The organism is Pseudomonas sp. BIGb0558 (assembly GCF_024807515.1).
GTDB classification, from domain to species: Bacteria; Pseudomonadota; Gammaproteobacteria; order Pseudomonadales; family Pseudomonadaceae; genus Aquipseudomonas; species Aquipseudomonas yamanorum_A.
This window is the reverse complement of the sequence record NZ_JANUEW010000004.1, coordinates 118,154-136,282: the sequence shown is the minus strand read 5'-3', so window position 1 is coordinate 136,282 and position 18,129 is coordinate 118,154. Positions and strand designations below refer to the sequence as shown.

15 protein-coding genes and 1 pseudogene are annotated in these 18,129 nt (G+C 60.5%); 6 read left to right on the top strand and 10 right to left on the bottom strand.

Annotated elements, in window-relative coordinates:
- Positions 1–18 precede the first annotated feature (18 nt).
- From M2400_RS08395 to M2400_RS08385, 3 genes are read right to left on the bottom strand one after another with little or no spacing between them, the layout of a single operon-like run.
- On the bottom strand, positions 19–960 hold the full coding sequence (locus M2400_RS08395; protein WP_177044322.1) for an ABC transporter substrate-binding protein: 942 nt from the start codon (positions 958–960) through the stop codon (positions 19–21).
- 33 nt (positions 961–993) lie between these two features.
- Entirely contained in the window at positions 994–1,962 is a 969-nt protein-coding gene (locus M2400_RS08390) for an ABC transporter permease subunit (RefSeq protein WP_259195715.1), read from the bottom strand.
- A gap of 25 nt (positions 1,963–1,987) precedes the next feature.
- Positions 1,988–3,520: a sugar ABC transporter ATP-binding protein gene (locus M2400_RS08385; protein ID WP_259195716.1), complete on the bottom strand. Its 1,533-nt coding sequence runs from the start codon at positions 3,518–3,520 to the stop codon at positions 1,988–1,990.
- Positions 3,521–3,885: 365 nt separating this feature from the next.
- Between M2400_RS08385 and M2400_RS08380 the strand changes: the two genes are divergently transcribed.
- From M2400_RS08380 to M2400_RS08370, 3 genes are read left to right on the top strand one after another with little or no spacing between them, the layout of a single operon-like run.
- Entirely contained in the window at positions 3,886–5,241 is a 1,356-nt protein-coding gene (locus tag M2400_RS08380; protein WP_177114054.1) for a HAMP domain-containing sensor histidine kinase, read from the top strand.
- Positions 5,226–5,609: a response regulator gene (locus tag M2400_RS08375; RefSeq protein WP_177077684.1), complete on the top strand. Its 384-nt coding sequence runs from the start codon at positions 5,226–5,228 to the stop codon at positions 5,607–5,609. The genes M2400_RS08380 and M2400_RS08375 overlap by 16 nt, the downstream gene beginning before the upstream one ends.
- A gap of 9 nt (positions 5,610–5,618) precedes the next feature.
- Complete coding sequence (locus M2400_RS08370; RefSeq protein WP_259195717.1) at positions 5,619–6,887, top strand: EAL domain-containing response regulator; 1,269 nt, start codon at positions 5,619–5,621, stop codon at positions 6,885–6,887.
- On the opposite strand, the gene M2400_RS33500 is transcribed toward M2400_RS08370, so the two are convergent.
- Both M2400_RS33500 and M2400_RS08360 read right to left on the bottom strand, forming a co-directional pair.
- Positions 6,868–7,503, bottom strand: coding sequence for a methyl-accepting chemotaxis protein (locus M2400_RS33500; protein WP_405046315.1), 636 nt, complete (start codon positions 7,501–7,503; stop codon positions 6,868–6,870). The genes M2400_RS08370 and M2400_RS33500 overlap by 20 nt on opposite strands.
- 1,658 nt (positions 7,504–9,161) lie before the next feature.
- Positions 9,162–10,022 carry a LysR family transcriptional regulator gene (locus tag M2400_RS08360; RefSeq protein WP_259195719.1) on the bottom strand — a complete coding sequence of 287 codons (861 nt, stop codon included), beginning with the start codon at positions 10,020–10,022 and terminating at the stop codon, positions 9,162–9,164.
- A 114-nt stretch (positions 10,023–10,136) separates the two neighbouring features.
- On the opposite strand from M2400_RS08360, the gene M2400_RS08355 reads away from it, so the two are divergent.
- Positions 10,137–10,841, top strand: coding sequence for a haloacid dehalogenase type II (locus tag M2400_RS08355; protein WP_259195720.1), 705 nt, complete (start codon positions 10,137–10,139; stop codon positions 10,839–10,841).
- Between the two features lie 3 nt (positions 10,842–10,844).
- Positions 10,845–11,633 carry an aldolase gene (locus M2400_RS08350; protein ID WP_259195721.1) on the top strand — a complete coding sequence of 263 codons (789 nt, stop codon included), beginning with the start codon at positions 10,845–10,847 and terminating at the stop codon, positions 11,631–11,633.
- Here the strand turns inward: M2400_RS08350 and M2400_RS08345 are convergent, their stop codons facing one another.
- A complete protein-coding gene (locus M2400_RS08345) occupies positions 11,634–14,006 on the bottom strand; it encodes a KAP family NTPase (RefSeq protein ID WP_259195722.1) in 2,373 nt (790 codons plus the stop codon).
- 101 nt (positions 14,007–14,107) lie between these two features.
- Positions 14,108–15,103, bottom strand: a complete 996-nt coding sequence (locus M2400_RS08340) for a succinylglutamate desuccinylase/aspartoacylase family protein (protein ID WP_259195723.1) — start codon at positions 15,101–15,103, stop codon at positions 14,108–14,110.
- A 74-nt stretch (positions 15,104–15,177) separates the two neighbouring features.
- On the opposite strand from M2400_RS08340, the pseudogene M2400_RS08335 reads away from it, so the two are divergent.
- Positions 15,178–15,690 (top strand): annotated as a pseudogene (locus M2400_RS08335) (TetR family transcriptional regulator C-terminal domain-containing protein); the annotation flags it as partial.
- Here M2400_RS08335 and M2400_RS08330 read toward each other — a convergent pair.
- The 3 genes from M2400_RS08330 to M2400_RS08320 are packed head-to-tail and all read right to left on the bottom strand — an operon-like array spanning position 15,646 to position 18,051.
- Positions 15,646–16,644, bottom strand: coding sequence for a DMT family transporter (locus M2400_RS08330; protein ID WP_177115301.1), 999 nt, complete (start codon positions 16,642–16,644; stop codon positions 15,646–15,648). The pseudogene M2400_RS08335 and the gene M2400_RS08330 overlap by 45 nt on opposite strands.
- A complete protein-coding gene (locus M2400_RS08325; protein ID WP_259195724.1) occupies positions 16,641–17,339 on the bottom strand; it encodes an ABC transporter permease in 699 nt (232 codons plus the stop codon). The genes M2400_RS08330 and M2400_RS08325 overlap by 4 nt, the downstream gene beginning before the upstream one ends.
- A gap of 7 nt (positions 17,340–17,346) precedes the next feature.
- Entirely contained in the window at positions 17,347–18,051 is a 705-nt protein-coding gene (locus M2400_RS08320) for an ABC transporter permease (RefSeq protein ID WP_177045172.1), read from the bottom strand.
- Positions 18,052–18,129: the final 78 nt, after the last annotated feature.

Sequence of the window (18,129 nt, the reverse complement as noted above, 5' to 3'; positions counted from 1 at the left end):
GCTCACTCCTGCGTTCTTTTAATGTTTGCTTGACCAACCGCTGTAGGAACCGACGTTGTCGCGGGTGATCAATTTTGGCGCCAGCAGGGTAACCGCTTCTGCGGGTTGTTTGTCATTGAGAATGTCATTGCCGACGTTGACGGCGGTCTGGGCCATGGCCCAAGGGTCCTGGCTGGCGGAGGCCTGGATCAGGGTGTCGGTCTTCAGGGCGTTCTCGATGTCCGGTGCGCCGTCCACGGAGGTGATGATGATGCCGCTGCGTTTCAACTGCTTGGCCGCCAGGTCACTGCCGATGGCTTGCGGGTCGTTGATCGCGAACAGGCCGTCGATTTTCTGGAAGCGTGTCAGGTAGCCCTGCATCACGTTCAGGCCACCTTCGCGGGAGCCTTTGCCATCCTGGTCGTCCGACAGCACCTTGATCTCCGGCGCGCTGGCCAGGGCGGCTTTACAGCCTTTGACGCGATCGGTCACGGCCGTCACTTGCGGGCCGTTCTGGATAATCACATTGCCCTTGCCCGAGAGCTTGTCGACGATGAACTGGCAGGCGAGCTTGCCGGCTTCGACGTTGTCGGTCTGCACCGTGGCGTTCACGCCCTTGGCGTCCACATCCACCGCCACTACCACGATCCCGGCGTCACGGGCTTTCTTGATCGCCGAGGCCATGGCCGACGGGTCGACAGCGTTGATCAGGATCAGGTCGACCTTGGACGAGATGAAGTTGTCGATCTGCGAGAACTGCTTGCTCAGGTCATAGTCGGCCGACACCGAGGTCACCTTGACCGCCGGGTTCAGCTCCTTGGCCCGGGCCGTGGCGCCGTCGGCCAGGGTCACGAAATACGGGTTGCCCAGGGAACCCATGCTGATGCCGATGGCTTTCAGTTCACGGGCCTCTACGGCGTGGGACATCAACACGGCAACGCCCAGGGAGGCGACAACAGGAAACATGCGTTTGAAGTTCATGATGACTCTCTTGTGATTGTTGTTTGAGTGAAATCAGGTCCGTGCGCCGGACTGGCGATAACGATCCAGCGCGACTGCGCCGATGATCACGATGCCCTTGATGATGTACTGCCAGATATCCGAGACGCCCAGCAGCACCAGGCCGTTGGTCAATACCGCGATGATCAGCGCACCGATCAGCGTGCCGCCGATGGTGCCGACGCCGCCGGTAAAACTGGTGCCGCCGAGAATCACCGCCGCGATCGCATCCAGCTCATAGGATTGCCCGAGTTGCAGGCCATTGGCGGCAAACAGGCGTGACGCGCTCATCACCGCACCCAGCCCCGCCAGCGCACCGGACATGGCATAGACGAACAGCAGCACTTTCCACACCTTGATCCCCGACAAGCGCGCCGCTTCCGGGTTACCGCCCACGGAGTAGATCTGCACCCCCATCACCGTGCGCCGCAGGATGAACCACGACAGCGCGATAACGGCCACCGCGATGATCACCAGCCATGGCACGCCCAGCACTGAATCATTGCCGATAAAGGCGAACGGCAAGTCAGGGTTGAACACGGTTTTGTCGTCGGCCAACAAACGGGCCAAACCACGCATGGCGGTCAGCGCACCCAGGGTGACGATAAACGGCGGCAGGCGCATAAAGGCGATCAGCCCGCCGTTGACCAGGCCCAGCAACAGGCCGAAGCCAACCCCGGCGGCAATCCCGAACATGCCGAATTGCGGCGACATCGACGCTTGCAGCGCCACCACCGCCGAGGCCGCGAGAATCGCGCCTACCGACAGGTCGATGCCCGCCGTGAGGATCACAAAGGTCATGCCCGCCGCCAGCACCACGTTGACCGAAGCCTGCTGGGTGATGATCGACAGGTTCTGCTCCGTCATGAAGTTTTCGCTGGCCAGGGCAAAGCCCACCAACAGCAGCACCAGCACCGGCAACATGCCCACTGTGCGCATCAGTTCGCGAATACGCTCAGCCTTGCCGATCGTTGCCACAGTCATGGTGTTGCTCCCGCTTGTTGTTGAGTTAGCCATGGGCGGCCACCTGTTCGCTGCCGGTGGCGAGGTCGATAATCGCCTCCTGGGAAATGTCCTGCCCCGATGCCCCGCCGACTTCGGCCACCAGTTGCCCTTCGCGCATGATCAGCACGCGGTCGCAGGTACCGATGATTTCCGGCAACTCGCTGGAGATCACCACGATGCCCACGCCGGCCTTGGCCAGTTGGTTGATGATGCGGTAGATCTCGGACTTGGAGCCGATGTCCACGCCACGGGTCGGTTCGTCGAGGATCAGCACATGGGGCTTGACCTCCAGCAGCCGCGCCAGCAGCACCTTCTGCTGGTTGCCGCCGGACAACGCGCCGACATTGACTTTGCCCGACGCCACGCGGATCGACAGTGACTTGATCGCATCCCGCGCCCGTTGTGCAGCGTGGCCCCGGTCGAGCACGCCGCCGGCATGGGCATCCGGCACACAGGCGCAGACGTTGATGTTGTCGGCCACGCTCATGTCGAGAAACAGGCCCTGGGCCTTGCGGTCTTCAGTGAGATACACCACGCCGGCACGAATCGCGTCCGCCGGGTTGCGCAGTTGGGTCACGGTCTTGCCGACCACCTCCAGGGTGCCGGAAGTACGCGGGTCGGCGGCAAAGATCAGCCGCGCCAACTCGGTACGACCAGCGCCCACCAGCCCGGCGATGCCCAGCACTTCACCGGCGTGCAGGTCGAAGCTGCAGTTGCGCACGCGCTTGCCATCGGCCATGTCACGCACGCGCATCACCACTTTGCCTGGGTCGTAGGCCGCGTGTTCCTTCTTGTAGAAACCCGACAGGTCGCGGCCCACCATCATCTTCACCAGCACCTCGGCCGACAGCACCTCCCGCGCCAGTTCGCCGACGTACTCGCCGTCCCGCAGCACGGAGACCCGGTCCGACAACTCGTAGATTTCGGCCATGCGGTGGCTGATGTAGATGATCGCCAAGCCCTGGCTGCGCAGCTGTTTGATCAGCGCGAACAGGCGGTCGGTCTCCCGGGAGGACAGCGGCGTGGTGGGCTCATCCATCACCAGGATTTTCGCGTGGGCATGCAGGGCCCGGGCGATTTCCACCAGTTGGCGCTCGGCGATGGACAGGCCGGCGACACGGGTGGTGGGCAGGAACTCCGCGCCGAGCCGCGCCAGCACCTCGGCCACCCCGGCTTCCATGCCCTTGCGGTCGATGGTCCAGCCACGGCGCAGCTCACGGCCCAGGTAGATGTTCTCGGCCACCGTGAGGTTCGGGCACAGGCTGAGTTCCTGGTAGATCACGGCAATGCCGAGGGCTTTGGCGGAGGCTGGGTTGTAGCTGGCGACGGGCTGGCCATCGATGCGGATGGTGCCGCCGTCATCGGCCTGGTAGGCCCCGGAGAGGATCTTCATCAACGTCGATTTGCCGGCGCCGTTCTCACCCATCAAGGCGTGGATTTCACCGGCATAGACTTTCAGGCTGACGTTCTTGAGCACCCGCAGGCCGTTGAAGGTCTTGCTGATGCCCTGCATTTCAAGCAAGGGTTCAAGGCTCATGACTGAGCTCCTGGTTTTATTATTGTTGTGTTCAAGCGTGTGCCGACGACAGCCATCGGCAGACCTGATTGCAGCCGACTCTAATCAGATACATTTGTTAACGCAAGCGCTTGCGTAGGCCTTTTGTCGATTGATTAAACGTTTCACCTGATGAAGAAAGCTTCATTTGGTGATTGGCTGATCATTGCGCCTCCTCCATCCGTGCGAATGTAAAAACCATGCGGCCAGCCATCAAAACGCCACTTTCTCTGCTATTGTCCAAAGACCTCATCTCCTCCTCATCGCACCCGTGCGATCTTCTGTGAGCATGCTCTGCGGCGCTGCCTGTGGCAGCGTCGGGCCTGAAGTCCACGGAACGCCCCGCGATGGAAAAACCTGCTCCCGATAACTCGCCCGAACCCCAATCCCGGGCCGAAAAAATCGTCGAATTCAAACGCCAGAAAACCCTGCTCAAGACCGGTGCCCTGCAAGACGCGATCTTCAACAGCGCCTATTTCTCCAGCATCGCCACCGACGAAAAAGGCGTGATCCAGATTTTTAACGTCGGCGCCGAACGCATGCTTGGCTATGCCGCTGCCGACGTGCTGAACCGCGTCACCCCGGCCGACATTTCCGACCCCGCCGAACTGATCACCCGCGCCGCCGCCCTCAGCCTGGAACTCGACACGCCGATCACCCCCGGCTTTGAAGCCCTGGTGTTCAAGGCGTCCCGGGGCATCGAAGACATTTACGAGCTGACCTATATCCGCAAGGACAACAGTCGCCTGTCGGCCATGGTCTCGGTGACGGCCCTTCGCAATAAGAACGACGCGATCATCGGCTACCTGCTGATCGGCACCGACAACACTGCGCGCAAGCAGGAAGAGGCGGAACGCAAAGGCTTCGAGCGCGCCCTGGAAGAAAAAAACCTGGAGCTGGAACACGCCAGCCACATGAAGTCCGAGTTCCTCGCCACCATGTCCCACGAGCTGCGCACGCCGCTGAATGCGGTGATCGGTTTTTCCGAGGCGCTCAAGGACGGCCTGGTGGGCGACATGAGCGATATCCAGCGCGAATACATCGGCGACATCTTCACCAGCGGCCAGCACTTGCTGTCGCTGATCAACGACATCCTCGACCTGTCCAAGGTCGAGGCCGGAATGATGGACCTGGAGCTGGAAGCCGTGGAATTGGCGGGTTTGTTGGCCAACAGCCTGCTGATCGTGCGGGAAAAGGCCGCCCTGCAACGCATCCAGTTGAAGCTCGAAAGCCCGGATGACTTCGGCACCCTGGAACTGGACCTGCGCAAGACCAAGCAAATCATCTACAACCTGCTGGCCAATGCGGTGAAGTTCAGCGAGCACGGCGGCTCCGTGACCTTGTCGGTGCGCGAGGTCGATCGCGCACAAGTGGGACAGATTCCCGGTGACTGGCCTACCCACGGCTTTGCCCTGCAGCCCAGCGAGCATCAGCAGTTTTTGGAGCTGAGTGTCAGCGACACCGGCATCGGTATTGCCCGCGACGACATGAGCAAGCTGTTCAAGGCTTTCAGCCAGATCGACAGCAGCCTCGCGCGCAAATTCGAAGGCACGGGCCTGGGCCTGGCGATGGTCAAGCAACTGACCGACTTGCACGGTGGCAGCGTCGCCGTGGCCAGCCGTGAGGGCGAAGGCGCGCGTTTTGTGGTGTGGCTGCCGCTGCACCGCGCAGCGGATACGGAGGCCTCGTGGCCGAAATCCTGATCGTCGAAGACAACGAGGCCAATATGCGCCTCGCCCGCCTGCTGCTGGTGAACGCCGGCCACACGGTATTGTGGGCCGCCGACGCCGAGACCGGGCTGACCCTGGCCCGGGAAAAACAACCGGCGCTGATCCTGATGGACATCCAGCTGCCCGGCATGGATGGCCTGGCAGCCACCTCGTTGCTTAAGCAAGACCCGCACACCGCGCACATCCCGGTAATCGCCCTGACCGCCATGGCGATGAAGGAAGACCGCGACAAAACCCTGCGGGCCGGCTGCGACGCGTACATCATCAAGCCCCTGCGCTACAAAGAGCTGTACCAGGTGATTGATACGCTGCTGCAAAAGAACACTACTCCTCCGACTTGAGTCCTCTCCATGGCCAGCCAACCCGCAACGCTGTTGATCGTTGACGATGAAATTCAGGTACGCAAACTGCTGGAAACCCTGCTGCGTCACGAGGGTTACCAGACAGTCAGTGCCGCCAGTGGCGAAGAAGCCTTGCGGCTGGTGGCGCAGCGGCCGCCGGACTTGATCCTGCTGGACATCATGATGCCGGGCATGGACGGGTATGAAGTGGCCAACCAGCTCAAGGGCAGCCCGGCCACGGCGAACATTCCGATCATCATGCTCTCGGCCCTGAGTGAGCCGAGTGCGCGCCTCAGTGGCCTGGAAACCGGCGCCGAAGAATTCATCAGCAAGCCGGTGGAACGGGTCGAATTGTGGCTGCGGGTGCGCAACCTGCTGCGGCTCAAGGCCCACGGCGACCAGTTGAAAAACCATAGCCTGATGCTTGAGCAGCAACTGCAGCAACGCAGCACGGAAACGGCGCAGATGAACGTTCATGATTTGGCCCGCCTGGACCTGGAACAGGCCTTGCGCCTGGCGGTTGAACGCAACGAGTTCACCCTGCATTACCAACCCAAGGTCGAGTTGGCCAGCGGCCAGGTGTGTGCCCTTGAAGCGCTGTTGCGCTGGGTGCGACCGGGTTACGGTGCGGTCTCGCCGGCCGTGTTTGTGCCGATCCTGGAAAGCCTGGGGCTGATCGTGACGGTTGGGCGCTGGGTGATCGATCACGTTTGCCAGCAGATTGCGGTGTGGCAGCGTGGCACCGTGGGGGCGGTCGAGGTGTCGGTGAACGTGTCGGGGCATCAGTTGATCGAGGGCGACCTGATTGCCGATATCGGTCGTTTCCTGGTGGAACACGGGGTTGAGCCCCACTGGCTGGAGGTCGAACTCACCGAAGGCTCGCTGATGGAAAACACCCAGCACACCATCACCAGCCTGCAGCGGTTGCGGGCGATGGGGGTGAAGATTTCCATCGACGATTTCGGCACCGGTTATTCAAGCCTGGCTTACTTGCGGCGGTTTCCCATCGACACGCTGAAGATCGACATTGCGTTTATCCGCGAAGTCACCAGCAACCCCCAGGATGCCGCGATCACCCGCACCATTATCGAACTGGCCCACAGTCTGAACCTGCGGGTAGTGGCCGAAGGCGTGGAAACCCAGGCGCAACTGGAGTTCCTGCGGCACGCCGGCTGCGATCAGATCCAGGGGTATCTGTTCAGCCGCCCGTTGCCGATGCAGGAGCTGGAGCGGCTGTTGCTGGAGAAACGCAGCCTGGTCAGGCCGCCGCCTCACTGACCTCGAACAGGCCCACCAGCTTCTGCAACTTGCTGGCATTGACCCGCACGGTTTCCGCGCTGGTTTGCAAGACCCCCACGGTCAGGCGCATCTGCTCTGAAGAATGGCTGACCTGCTTGATGGTCTTGCCATAGTCCAGGCTGCGGGCGTTGAGTTGCTGGATGATGCTGAACATGCTCTCCACCGCCTGGTGCAGGTGCACGTTTTCCGAAGACGCGTCCTCGGCCAGGCGCAGGCTGCTGTCCACATTGGTGACGCCGTTTTCCATGAAACCGACGGCCTTGCGGGTCTCACCCTGCAGGCCTTCGACCATCTGGCGAATGTCTTCGGCTGCCTTGGAGGTACGTGACGCCAGGGTGCGAACTTCGTCGGCCACCACCGCAAAGCCGCGGCCATGCTCACCGGCCCTCGCCGCTTCGATCGCCGCGTTTAAGGCCAGCAGGTTGGTCTGGTTGGTGATGTCACTGATCAACCCGGTGATGTTGCTGATCTGCGACATACGGCTGTCGAGTAACTGCACGCTTTCGGCGGAGCGCTGCACCACATCGCGAATTGACTGGGTACCGACCTGTACCGCGAGAAATTGCTCGCGGGCCTGGCTGACCACTTCGTCCATGGCCTGCTTCATCTGCTCGGCGCTCACCGAGGCTTGCTGGATTTCCCCCAGTTGCTCTTCGACGATGATCATCATGCGGTGGGTCGCGTCGGCCACTTCATGGGACATCAACCCGGCCGCCTCGCTGCGGCCCAGCATCAACTGGTTGGTGTTGCCAACGCTGTGACTGGCCTTGACCACCTGGCCGACCACCGAGTCCAGGCGGTCGATAAAGCTGTTGATCCAGCGGCTCATGTCGCCGGTCTCGTCGTTGACCATGCGCCCGCTGTCCAGGCGCTGGCGCAGGTTGCCTTCGCCTTCGGCGATGGTGCGGATCACTTCGGTCATTTCATTCAGGCGTGCGGCCAGGCGCTTTGGCCCCAGGCGGCTGAACAGCATGGCCGCCACGACCATGCTCAATACTTCGCACGCATCGGTCCAGGCGGCGGGCAAGCCGCTGTAGTGGCGGACGAGGAAATTGCAGGCAAACAGACCGGCCATGGTCGCCAGATAGGGTTTCATCAGGCCGTGGCTCAGGGAACGCCGGCGGTAAACCTCTTCCAGGTCGGCCTCGCACATCATGCCCCAGCGGTCCGGCGAGCCCGGCAGTTCAAAGGTCACGCCCTTGCCCACCACCGGGATGTGGCGGTAGTCGGAGTAGCCGGGATAGGTGACAAACAGGTTCGAGCCCTTGCGGATGGTCTCGCGCACGCCGGGGTGCAGTTGTTGGGTGGCCGGGTCGATAAAGCGCAATTCCAGTTCGGTGTGGCGCTGGATCTGCACGGTTTTCCACGGTGTGTGCACGCCGCTCTTGAGGTTTTCGCCGTGGGTAAAGGCGCCGTCCTCGAAGCGTGATCGGGACAGCGCGATACCGGGTTGAAGCGCCGGGTCGAAGCGCGATTGCACCATGAACAGGTAGTTGTCGCCGGACTCGGGAAAAATATGCCCGGCCTCGCGCTGGATCAAATCCCCGAGGATGTCGTTGGGCACTCGCCCGCACAGGCAACCGAGCACCCTGCCGTCACGGGTCAACGGTTGGTAGAACATCAGGGTCACTTCGTCATGGAAGCGCGAGGACGAAGGGCCTATCTGCAGGGTCAGCGGGTCGCTGTAGGGACCGTGGAGAAACGGCGCCTTGAGACCGGCGGCCAGGGCTTGATGATTCAGGGCGCGGTGACCGGCCTGGTTCCAGGTGGTGGCCAGCACCTCGCCCTTGAGGTCGACGATAAACAGTTCGGAAAAGTCGCCAGCCTGTTGCAGTTTGTCCAGCAGCAGGCTGTTGTCGGTGAGCACGGTGTCGCGGGTGAGCACGCTGGCCAGTTCGCTGAGGTGTTCCCACTGTTCGCGGGTCCAGGTTTGCAGGAGTTTGACCCGGGTTTCTGCGATGGCTTCGAAAGTTTGCTCCATCACCGGGTACACGCTGCGGTTTAGGCGGCAGGACCAGCCCATGGCGAACTTGCCGGTCTTGCCCCACCAGGGCAGCCAGCTTTTTTCGGCGGAAGATAACTGCATCGTGCTGCTCGACAGGCTGCTCATGGCGGACTCCGGGAGTGATGTCTAATTGCCATAACTCAAGGCAATTAACACGCCAATTAGCTAGCTTGCTATTGATTAGGCTGCCGGGGCCGCTGCGCAGCCCAACGGGAGCAAGCTCCCTCGCCACAAAAAGCTGCATGCAATCAATGGCATGCACCAGTGTGTGGCAGTGAAATCTCTTCGCGCAGGAATTCGATCAGGCCTTGGTGCGTCGGGCTCAGGCGTTCGTTGCCGCTGATCAGTGCCAGTTCAGAGGGCGGTACCGGCGGCAGCTCGGTACATACGCGGTGGCTGGCGAGCACGGCGCTGACCGGCAAAATACTCAGCCCCAACCCGGAGGTCACCGCCGCCTGAATCCCGGTCAGGCTGTGGCTGCCGAACGCCACCCGCCAACTGCGCCGGGCCTTGTCCAGGGCACGGGTGGCCCGCTGGCGGTAGATGCAGCCTTGGGGGAACAGCGCCAGTGGCAGGGTCTCCAGTTCAAGGTTCTGGTCTTGCCCACTCACCCACACCAGCGGCTCCGCCCAACTGGCGTGGCAGTCACCGCTGCCGGCTTCACGCTTGACCAGGGCAATGTCGATCTCGCCGGTGTCCAGTTGCCGGCGCAGGTCGGTGCTCATGCCACTGACGGTTTCCAGCCGCGCTTCAGGACGAGCCCGCACAAACCCGCTGAGCATCGAGGCCATGCGCACGGCGTCGAAATCTTCCGGCACGCCCAGGCGCACGGGCACCACGCTGGCTTCGGTGCTGAGGGCGTCCCGCGCTTCCCGGGCCAGGTTCAGCAACCGGCGCGCGTAGTGGGTGAGCACCTCGCCCTGCTCGGTGGGGCTGACCTGCTGCCCGGAGCGGTCACGCACCAACAGCGTCTGCCCGGCGCTTTCTTCGAGCTTGCGAATCTGCTGGCTGACCGTGGACTGAGTGCGGTGCACGCGCTCGGCCGCGCGGGTGAAGCTGCCTTCATCCACGACGCAGACCAGGGTGTGCAGCAGTTCGAGATCAAACATGGCGTGGCCTTCATATCGATAATTCAACTGAGATAAAGAGAGTAATTTAATTTCCAACTGACGGGTACTGTTCCTATGCTTCAGGCATCACTGACTTCCCTGAACAGGTGCCCCATGTCCCTTGAACACTCCCCTCGCCCGCTCTGGCTGACCTTTGACTGCTACGGCACGTTGATCCAGTGGGATGAGGGCTTGCGTGCGGCAATCGATCAGATCCTCACCGCCAAGGGCGCGCACAGGGTGGATACCGAGACGTTGATCAGCGTGTATGACCGGCATGAACATGCGCTGGAGCAAACTCCGCCGCATCGCAGCTTTCGGACGTTGGCGGGGCTTGCGTTGCAGCAGGCGTTGCAGGAGTTGGGTTTGCCAGCCGATGAGCACGACGCTGCGACCCTGACGGACCGCATCAGTGCGATGCCGCCGTTCCCAGAAGTGGTCAAGACGCTCAAGCAACTTAAGGCCATGGGCTACAAGCTGTGTATTGTCTCCAACACTGATGACGATGTGATTGCCTGCAATGTTGCCCAACTGGGCGGGACTATTGACCGGGTGATCACGGCCCAGCAGGCCGGGGCGTACAAGCCGGATCGGCGGTTGTTTGACTATGCCCATGAGCAGTTGGGGGTGAACCTTGAGCAGGTGGTGCATATTTGCGCCAGCCCCCATCTGGATCACGCGGCAGCGCGGGATATCGGGTTTCGGTGTGTCTGGATTGATCGGGGAACGGGTCGCACATTGCTGCCTGACTACCGGCCGGATGCGATTTTGCCAACCCTGGATAGCGTACCTGCGCTGTTTAAGTCGCTGGGGTGGTGAGCCATGGCCCATACCTTTACCCCAAACTCCCTGAGCCCCCGCGCCGGGCGGTTGAACCTGGACAGTGCTGCCGCGATCACCGCCCGCGTCGAGTTGGCGGCCTGCTTTCAACTGGCGGCGCTTCATGGCCTGGAAGAAGGCATCTGCAACCACTTTTCCGCCATGGTGCCGGGTCACGACCAGCTGTTTTTCGTTAATCCCTATGGCTATGCCTTTGATGAAATCACCCCGTCACGCCTGTTGGTGTGTGACTTTACCGGCAACGTGATCGACGGCGACGGTAGGCCGGAGGCCACCGCGTTTTACATCCATGCACGCCTGCATCAGCAACAACCGCGGATAAAAGCAGCGTTCCACACCCACATGCCCAACGCCACCGCACTGTGCCTGCTGCAAGGCCCACCCCTGCTGTGGCTGGGGCAAACCGCGTTGAAGTTCTACGGGCGAACGGCGGTGGACGAGCATTACAACGGCCTGGCCCTGGACACGGCCGAGGGCGACCGGATTGCCGCAGCGCTGGGTAATGCGGATGTGCTGTTCCTGAAAAACCATGGGGTGATGGTGGTGGGGCCGAACCTCGCTGAGGTCTGGGATGACTTGTATTACCTGGAACGTGCAGCCGAGGTTCAGCTCAAGGCCATGGCCACCGGGCGGGCACTCAAATCGATCGCCCCGGCGGTTGCACAGCGGGCTTACGAGCAGATGCGCGAAGGCGATCCGGCCAGTGCCCGTGCGCACCTGGAGAGTGGAATGCGGCAGTTAAAAAAACGGGGATCGAACTTTGAACGTTAATCAGTAGGGAGCAGCTATTGAGTTCAGGTCCCGTTGAAGTTCAAGCCATTTAGGAACCGGCAGCCACGCCTGCGTAAAACCAGCTTTCAGATACTCCAATCGCTTGCGCCTGAGTGATTCAGGCCGCCGGTCATCCAAACCCACCGATACAACACACGCCCAGGCGGCGGGTACAATAATTTCAAGATATTTGAAAATCTTATCGCCACGGTCTGTGTCTTTAACTCCAATCCAGCTCCAATACAGAATATCTAAATAACTTAGGGTGTTTGAGGCAATAATAATATTTAGAGCATGATCTGAATGTCGACTGGATAAAGTTTTGAGTAGCTCTTCCAGCCCTTCTTCTCGATAAAGGGGGGAGTCGAAATCTGTAAGGCCGAGTTTTCGAAGGCGGCTTTTAGTGCTGAACATTGAAGATAATTCGGCTATCTCACCTGGGGAATAGAAGCTACTTACAATATCTTCTATCGCGACAGTTTCCAGCTGCTTGACCATGGAACTGTACAGTGCAAGAGTTCGGGGAGTAATACTGCCGGGTAGTCTTTGTGCTTCGCTCTCGACAAACAGGCTCTGTTCGAATATTGCCGCACCCGAGTCGCATAGTTTGACCACGTCAAGCACCAAACTATCAACGCGCCTAAGCAGGCTGCACCCTGTCAGGTTTTGCGCTTGGTCATGACCATGCCTTGCCATCAGGATCAATCGGCTGACCAGGTTAAATGCAACGCGAACCTCCACAACCGAAGGGTCCTCGCACAAGCACCACAAATTCTCCAGCAGGTTGACATGGCGTTCAGCGCGGTGAATGGCGCTATTGTAGTTCGACTGATTCAGCTCACGACTGGCAATCCCGATTTCTTCTGAATAACACAGCATGGCGATAAAAAAGAGCTGCGTCGCGACATCGTTAAGAGGTTGATGCGAGGCCTCTGCACCGAACATCAGAAGCTCTGTCACATAGTGATCGTAATGGCGTTGAGACCACTTTTCCAGGAAGGTGCAATACTCTTGAGTCGTGATGCTTGTCTCGCGTGTTTGCAAAGCCATCTCATAGTCGATCCGATCTTTCAGATCTGTTTTACGCAGCGTTTGTAATGCTACCACCTTGTGCAGCAGACTGTGGTATTGAGGTGACCCCTCGCCAAGTTCATCCTTAACCGATAATAAAATCGCCGCTGCCACGGCTTGCTCACGCTCTCCGCGCTTGGATTTGTCCGGTGATATATTGACCGGAAATTCCATCTGCCCAATATATTTTCTAGCAATGACCTCCAGCATTTCCGGAGCTTCGTGCTTCAGAATGGTCTGCAAGACAATCGCTTTCCAGTTCAACTCGTTGGCGCCATGACGGCTCGCGGCGTTCCTGAGTAGTCCTAGGTCTCGGGCAATGACCTTGCACAGGCGCGGATTACTGGGTAACCACTGATAGATATCCTCAAGCGTTTCTGCGGCAATAAAGGGGCAGCCTTTAGCGAATACGTTACGCGCCAGATTAGCAACCTGCTCTGAAGATGGAGTTGGCAGACTAAACTGGATGTCGATGATCTTTTCGAGAAACCGTTGGGCATCTTTGCCGAATGTATTCGAATAGGTCGAGAGCGCCTTGCCAATAATGTCGAGGTCAAATGCCAACACAAACGCAAATTTCTGCCAGTCAAGTAACTCCCTGAGGGCGAGCATGGTTTTTGGAATGACAGCTGGGTCGGCGCGATCAAGATCATCAATAAACACTACGACTCGATAACCATTGAGCTCCTTCTGCAGTTCAAACAAATCTTTCTTGTCGATGGCACTCCACTCGCCCATTTTTTTCAGGGTTACTCCAATAGCTGCAACACTCGCAGCGGTGACCGGGGCACCGTACGCGGCGGCCCCTTCTGCCACCGTTGCTGAAAAGACATCGCTGGTACCCAAAATTCGCCTGAATATCTGTTTGGTCTTGCGCCATGTTCTGCCCGGCAATCGTTGCTTATCCGGTAGTTGCTCAAGCAGTGCCTGATAGAACTGGGAGATCACGCCCCCTTCGCCGCTTGCATTCCAGGCGGAAAAGCGCACAACAACCACTTTCAGGCTATTCGGGTCTGGGGAGATCCGATAATTCTGTTCCTTTATCTGGGTCTCAATAAAGTTTAAGACGCTGGTTTTCCCCGTCCCCCATTTTCCATGCAGCGCAATCCTGATGGACCAATCATCAGGAGAGCTTTCAATCGCCCGTAACACTGATTTCGAAATAGACCAACGATTGAGATTATCTTCGTCACGAAGGTTAACTGGAGCGTCATGACCGCCAGGGTGAACCATTGGGTTCACGTTGTGTTGTGTCAAGCGCCGTATTTGATAGCAAAAATAATTGTAGAACGTGACCAGCATAGGTGACCCTTGGGATTGTCTTGTAAAGTCACGACGGGGGGCATGCGTGGCTTTTTGCCACCCTACCTTGACGTACAAGTCCGGGCAACACTGGGATCATTTTAAGGATCAAGCACCCCACCGCTGTAGCTGTCAGACAACCGCAAACCGGTAAACTTGGCCACCACCGAACCCTGCGACACCAGGCGCTCCCGATGCCCCGTCACCATGCGCCCGGTTTGCACGACATGCAGCACCACTTCAGACGCCGGGTCCCCGGGCCGCCGGATAATCCGCGCAAACCGCTCGCCCTCCTCGACCTGTTCACCGAGGCGTTTTTCAAACACCAACACCCCGGCACACGGCGCCAGAATGGTCTCCATACACCCCATATCCACCACCTGCCCCCGCCAATCGGCAATCACCGGGGCTTCGTCGATCACCCCGCTCGCACAGAGCCAGGCCCAGATGCCGTCGCCATCCTGCCCGGCCAGAGCGTCACTCACATCCGCCTGCCCGCGCAGTTCGATGGTCGCCGCCAACCGCAGGTTCGCGTGATCGATGATGGTCTCCTCAAACGACCCGTCGCCGCCCTCGTCCCAGACAATCACCACATCCACCTGCAACGCCGCCGCCAACGCCCGGCCCTCGGGCCAAAAACTGCGGTGGATATACAGGTACGGCAGCGCTTCATCATCCGTGTGCAGGTCCAGCACCAACTCGGCATCGGCCGCCAGTTGCACCAGGCTTTTCTGCCATTGCGCCAGGTTGCTGGCCGGGCGCTCCATCGCCAATGAATGATCGAATGCCCGGTTAAAATTTTGCCCGGTGGCTTCGTGAAAACGCCCCAGCAACCGCCCCTGGCGAAACTGGCCAATGCCGAACGGGTTGGCCTGGGGCACCACCGTCACCGTGCCTTTGAGCCGCCCCTGCTCCTGGCACGCCTGCAAACGCGGCAACAGTTGGTGCAGCACCAGCATCCCGGCGATCTCGTCGGCGTGCACGCCGGCTTGCAGGTGCACCCGCGGACCACTGCCGTCTCCCTCGAAGCGCCAGGCGCCGATGTGCAAGGTGTTCCCGGAATCACCCGGGACTTGCCACGAAAGGTCTTTTGCCATGCCGTTGCCCTCCTCTTGTTGGATCTGTGGGTATATATTGAACACACGTTCAACCATGTATCTTGACCAAGGGTGTGCCTGTGACCGAAGACCGTCGCGACCTGTTGATTGCCGCCACCCTCACCAGCCTCGCCCGGGACGGGCATGCCGGCATTTCCGTGCGGCGCATCGCCGCTGAAGCCGGGGTTTCGGTGGGGTTGCTCAATCACCATTTCGGCAGCATCGATGCCCTGATCGCCGAGACCTACCACAAGCTCGCCAGCGAACTGACCACCGCCCTGTGGCAGGAAGTCGACCAGGCCCAGGACCCGGCGGCGCGGCTGGATGCATTCCTCGCCGGGTCGTTTTCCTCACGGGTCATGGACCCGAAATTGCTCGGTGTGTGGGTGGTGTTCTGGAGCCTGATCCGCCATTCGGACCACGTGAACGACTCCCACGAAAAAAGCTACCGCGCCTACCTCGAACTGATTCGCCAATTGCTCGACGACCTGGCCGCGAGCGAAGGTTTTGTGATCCACGACACGCGCCTGGCGGCCATCGGCTTATCGGCGATGCTCGACGGACTCTGGCTCGAGTGGTGCCTCAACCCCGGCACCTTCAGCCCCGCCAACGGGCTGCACATCTGCCGCTGCTGGATACAGGGGCTGCGTCACGGAGCATTCGGCGCCGACCACGTCCTGTGACACGGGATGCCGGGCACTCAGCATGGCCAGGGTGCCGCTGATGGCGATCAGCACCGCGCCGAAGATCAGCGACACGTCCATCACCGTGCCCCACACCAGGCTCGACAGCAGGAACGCCCAGATCAACCCGGTGTACTCAAACGGTGCCAACAGCGTCGCCGTGGCCCGGCGGAAACTCGCAAACAGCAGGAACTGGCCAATGCCACCCACCAGCCCGGCGCCGAGCATGCCCAGCCACGCCGGTGTGGGGGACGGTGTATGCGTCCAGGGCAGCGTCACCGCCATGCAGATCACAAACACCACGTTGGTGATCAGCATCTGTTCCAGCACTGAAGTGTTGTCGTCTACCTGGCGCAGCTGGATATAGGTAAACGCCCAGCACAACGCCGCCGCCAGCGTCAGGCCGATAGGCAGCGGGTCGACCATGCTGCTGGGACGACAGGCGATCACCACCCCCACAAAGCCGATGATCAGCGAAAGCCACTGGCCGCGACTGGCGCGTTCCTTGAGGATCAGCGCCGCCAGCAAGGTGACCATGATCGGCGCGGAAAAATACAGCGTGGTCATTTCCGCCAGGGTCAGGTCCTTGGCCGCGGTGTAGTACAGCAACCAGGCCAGCAGCGACAGCAGGCCGCGGATGATCAACAGCTTGCGGCTGACCGAATTCCAGGCCCGCTTGAGCAGGCCAAGGCGCCCGGCGATCACGCACGCGGTGACCACCACCAGGCTGCGCCAGAACAGGATGGTGAACACTGAATAGTCGGCCACCAGCCATTTGATTCCGGCGTCCTGCAATGCCAGGAACGCATAGGCCAGCGAGCACAGGGCAATCCCTTGCAACGAGCGATCGGTTTTCATCCGGCCGACCTGCGCAACGGTGTGCCACGCCGCTCGGCAATCGCGTACAGGGCTTCAATCAGGAACGTCAGGCACAGGTAAACCCCGGCCACCAACAGCAGCGGCTGATAGATCTGCAAGGTCTGGGCACGCACCACGTTGGCGGCGCCGAGCAGGTCGACCACCGCGATGGTGGACGCCAGTGCCGTGGACTTGAGCAACATCACCGTCTCCCCCGCGAGTGTCGGCAGCAACAGGCGCATGGCCCGTGGCAAGCGCACCCGCAACAGTGCCTGGTGTGGCGTCATGCCGAACGCCGAGGCGGCTTCCATTTCGCCCTTGGGCACCGCCAGCAGGCCGCCGCGAATCACTTCACCGACGTAGGCGCCTACCGAGAGCACCAGGGCGAACACAATGTACCAGTAGCCGTCCCGCAGGAACGGCCACAGGAAGCTTGCGCGAATCATCGGGAACTGGGCAAACAGGCTGCCCAGGCCGTAGTAAAAGATGTAGATCTGGATCAGCAACGGCGTGCCCCGCAGCACGCTGGTGTACCCCAGCGCACAACGGGCCAGCCACTTGCGCCGCGACAGCCGCGCCAACGCCACCAGCACCGCCAGGGCGAAGCCCAACAGTGCCGAGATCACCAACAGCGACAGGGTCGTCTGCAAGCCCTTGGCGATCAGTCCTGCGTAATAACTTATCCACTCAGGCATGTGCGGCTCACTCGACAACCGGCATCCAGCGACGAATACGTCGCTCCAGGCGCCCGGACAGGTAGTTGGAGGCCAATGTCACCAGGTAATACAAGGCGGCGGCCGTGAGGTAGAACAGCAGGTAATGCCGGGTCGAGCCCGCGGCCTGCTTGGCGGTGTACAGCAGTTCGTTGGTGCCCACCACGCTGATCAGCGCGCTGTCCTTGATCAGGTTGATCCACAGGTTGGACATGCCGGCCAGCGCGTATGGCGCCATGATCGGCAGGGTCACCCGGCGGAACAGGCCAAAGCCGCTCAAGCCAAAGGCCCGCGCCGCTTCGATCTGCCCGTGGGGAATCGCCAGGATCGCCGCGCGGAAAATCTCCGAGGCGTATGCGCCTTGCACCAGGCCCAGCACCAGGATCGCCACCAGCGGCCCGCTGATATTGAACTGCTCGAACCCAAGCCACAGCATCAGCGCGTTGAGGGCCATGGAGCCTGCGTAATACAACAACAGGATCAGCAGCAACTCGGGCACCGCGCGGAACACCGTGGTGTAGCCGCGCATCAGCATGGCAATCGGGCGCGGCGCACTGAGCTTGGCACAGGCCACCACCAGGCCGATCAGCAGCCCCACCGCAAACGAGCCGGCGGAGATCTGCAGGGTCATCCATAACCCTTTGAGCAGTGCGTTGCCCCAGCCTTGCTCGCTGAAGTTGAGTAGATCGAACATCGGCGCTCCCTATTTCTATGACAAGCAATGACCCTCTGGCGAGGGAGCTTGCTGTTGCGACGGAGCTTTTGTGGCTAG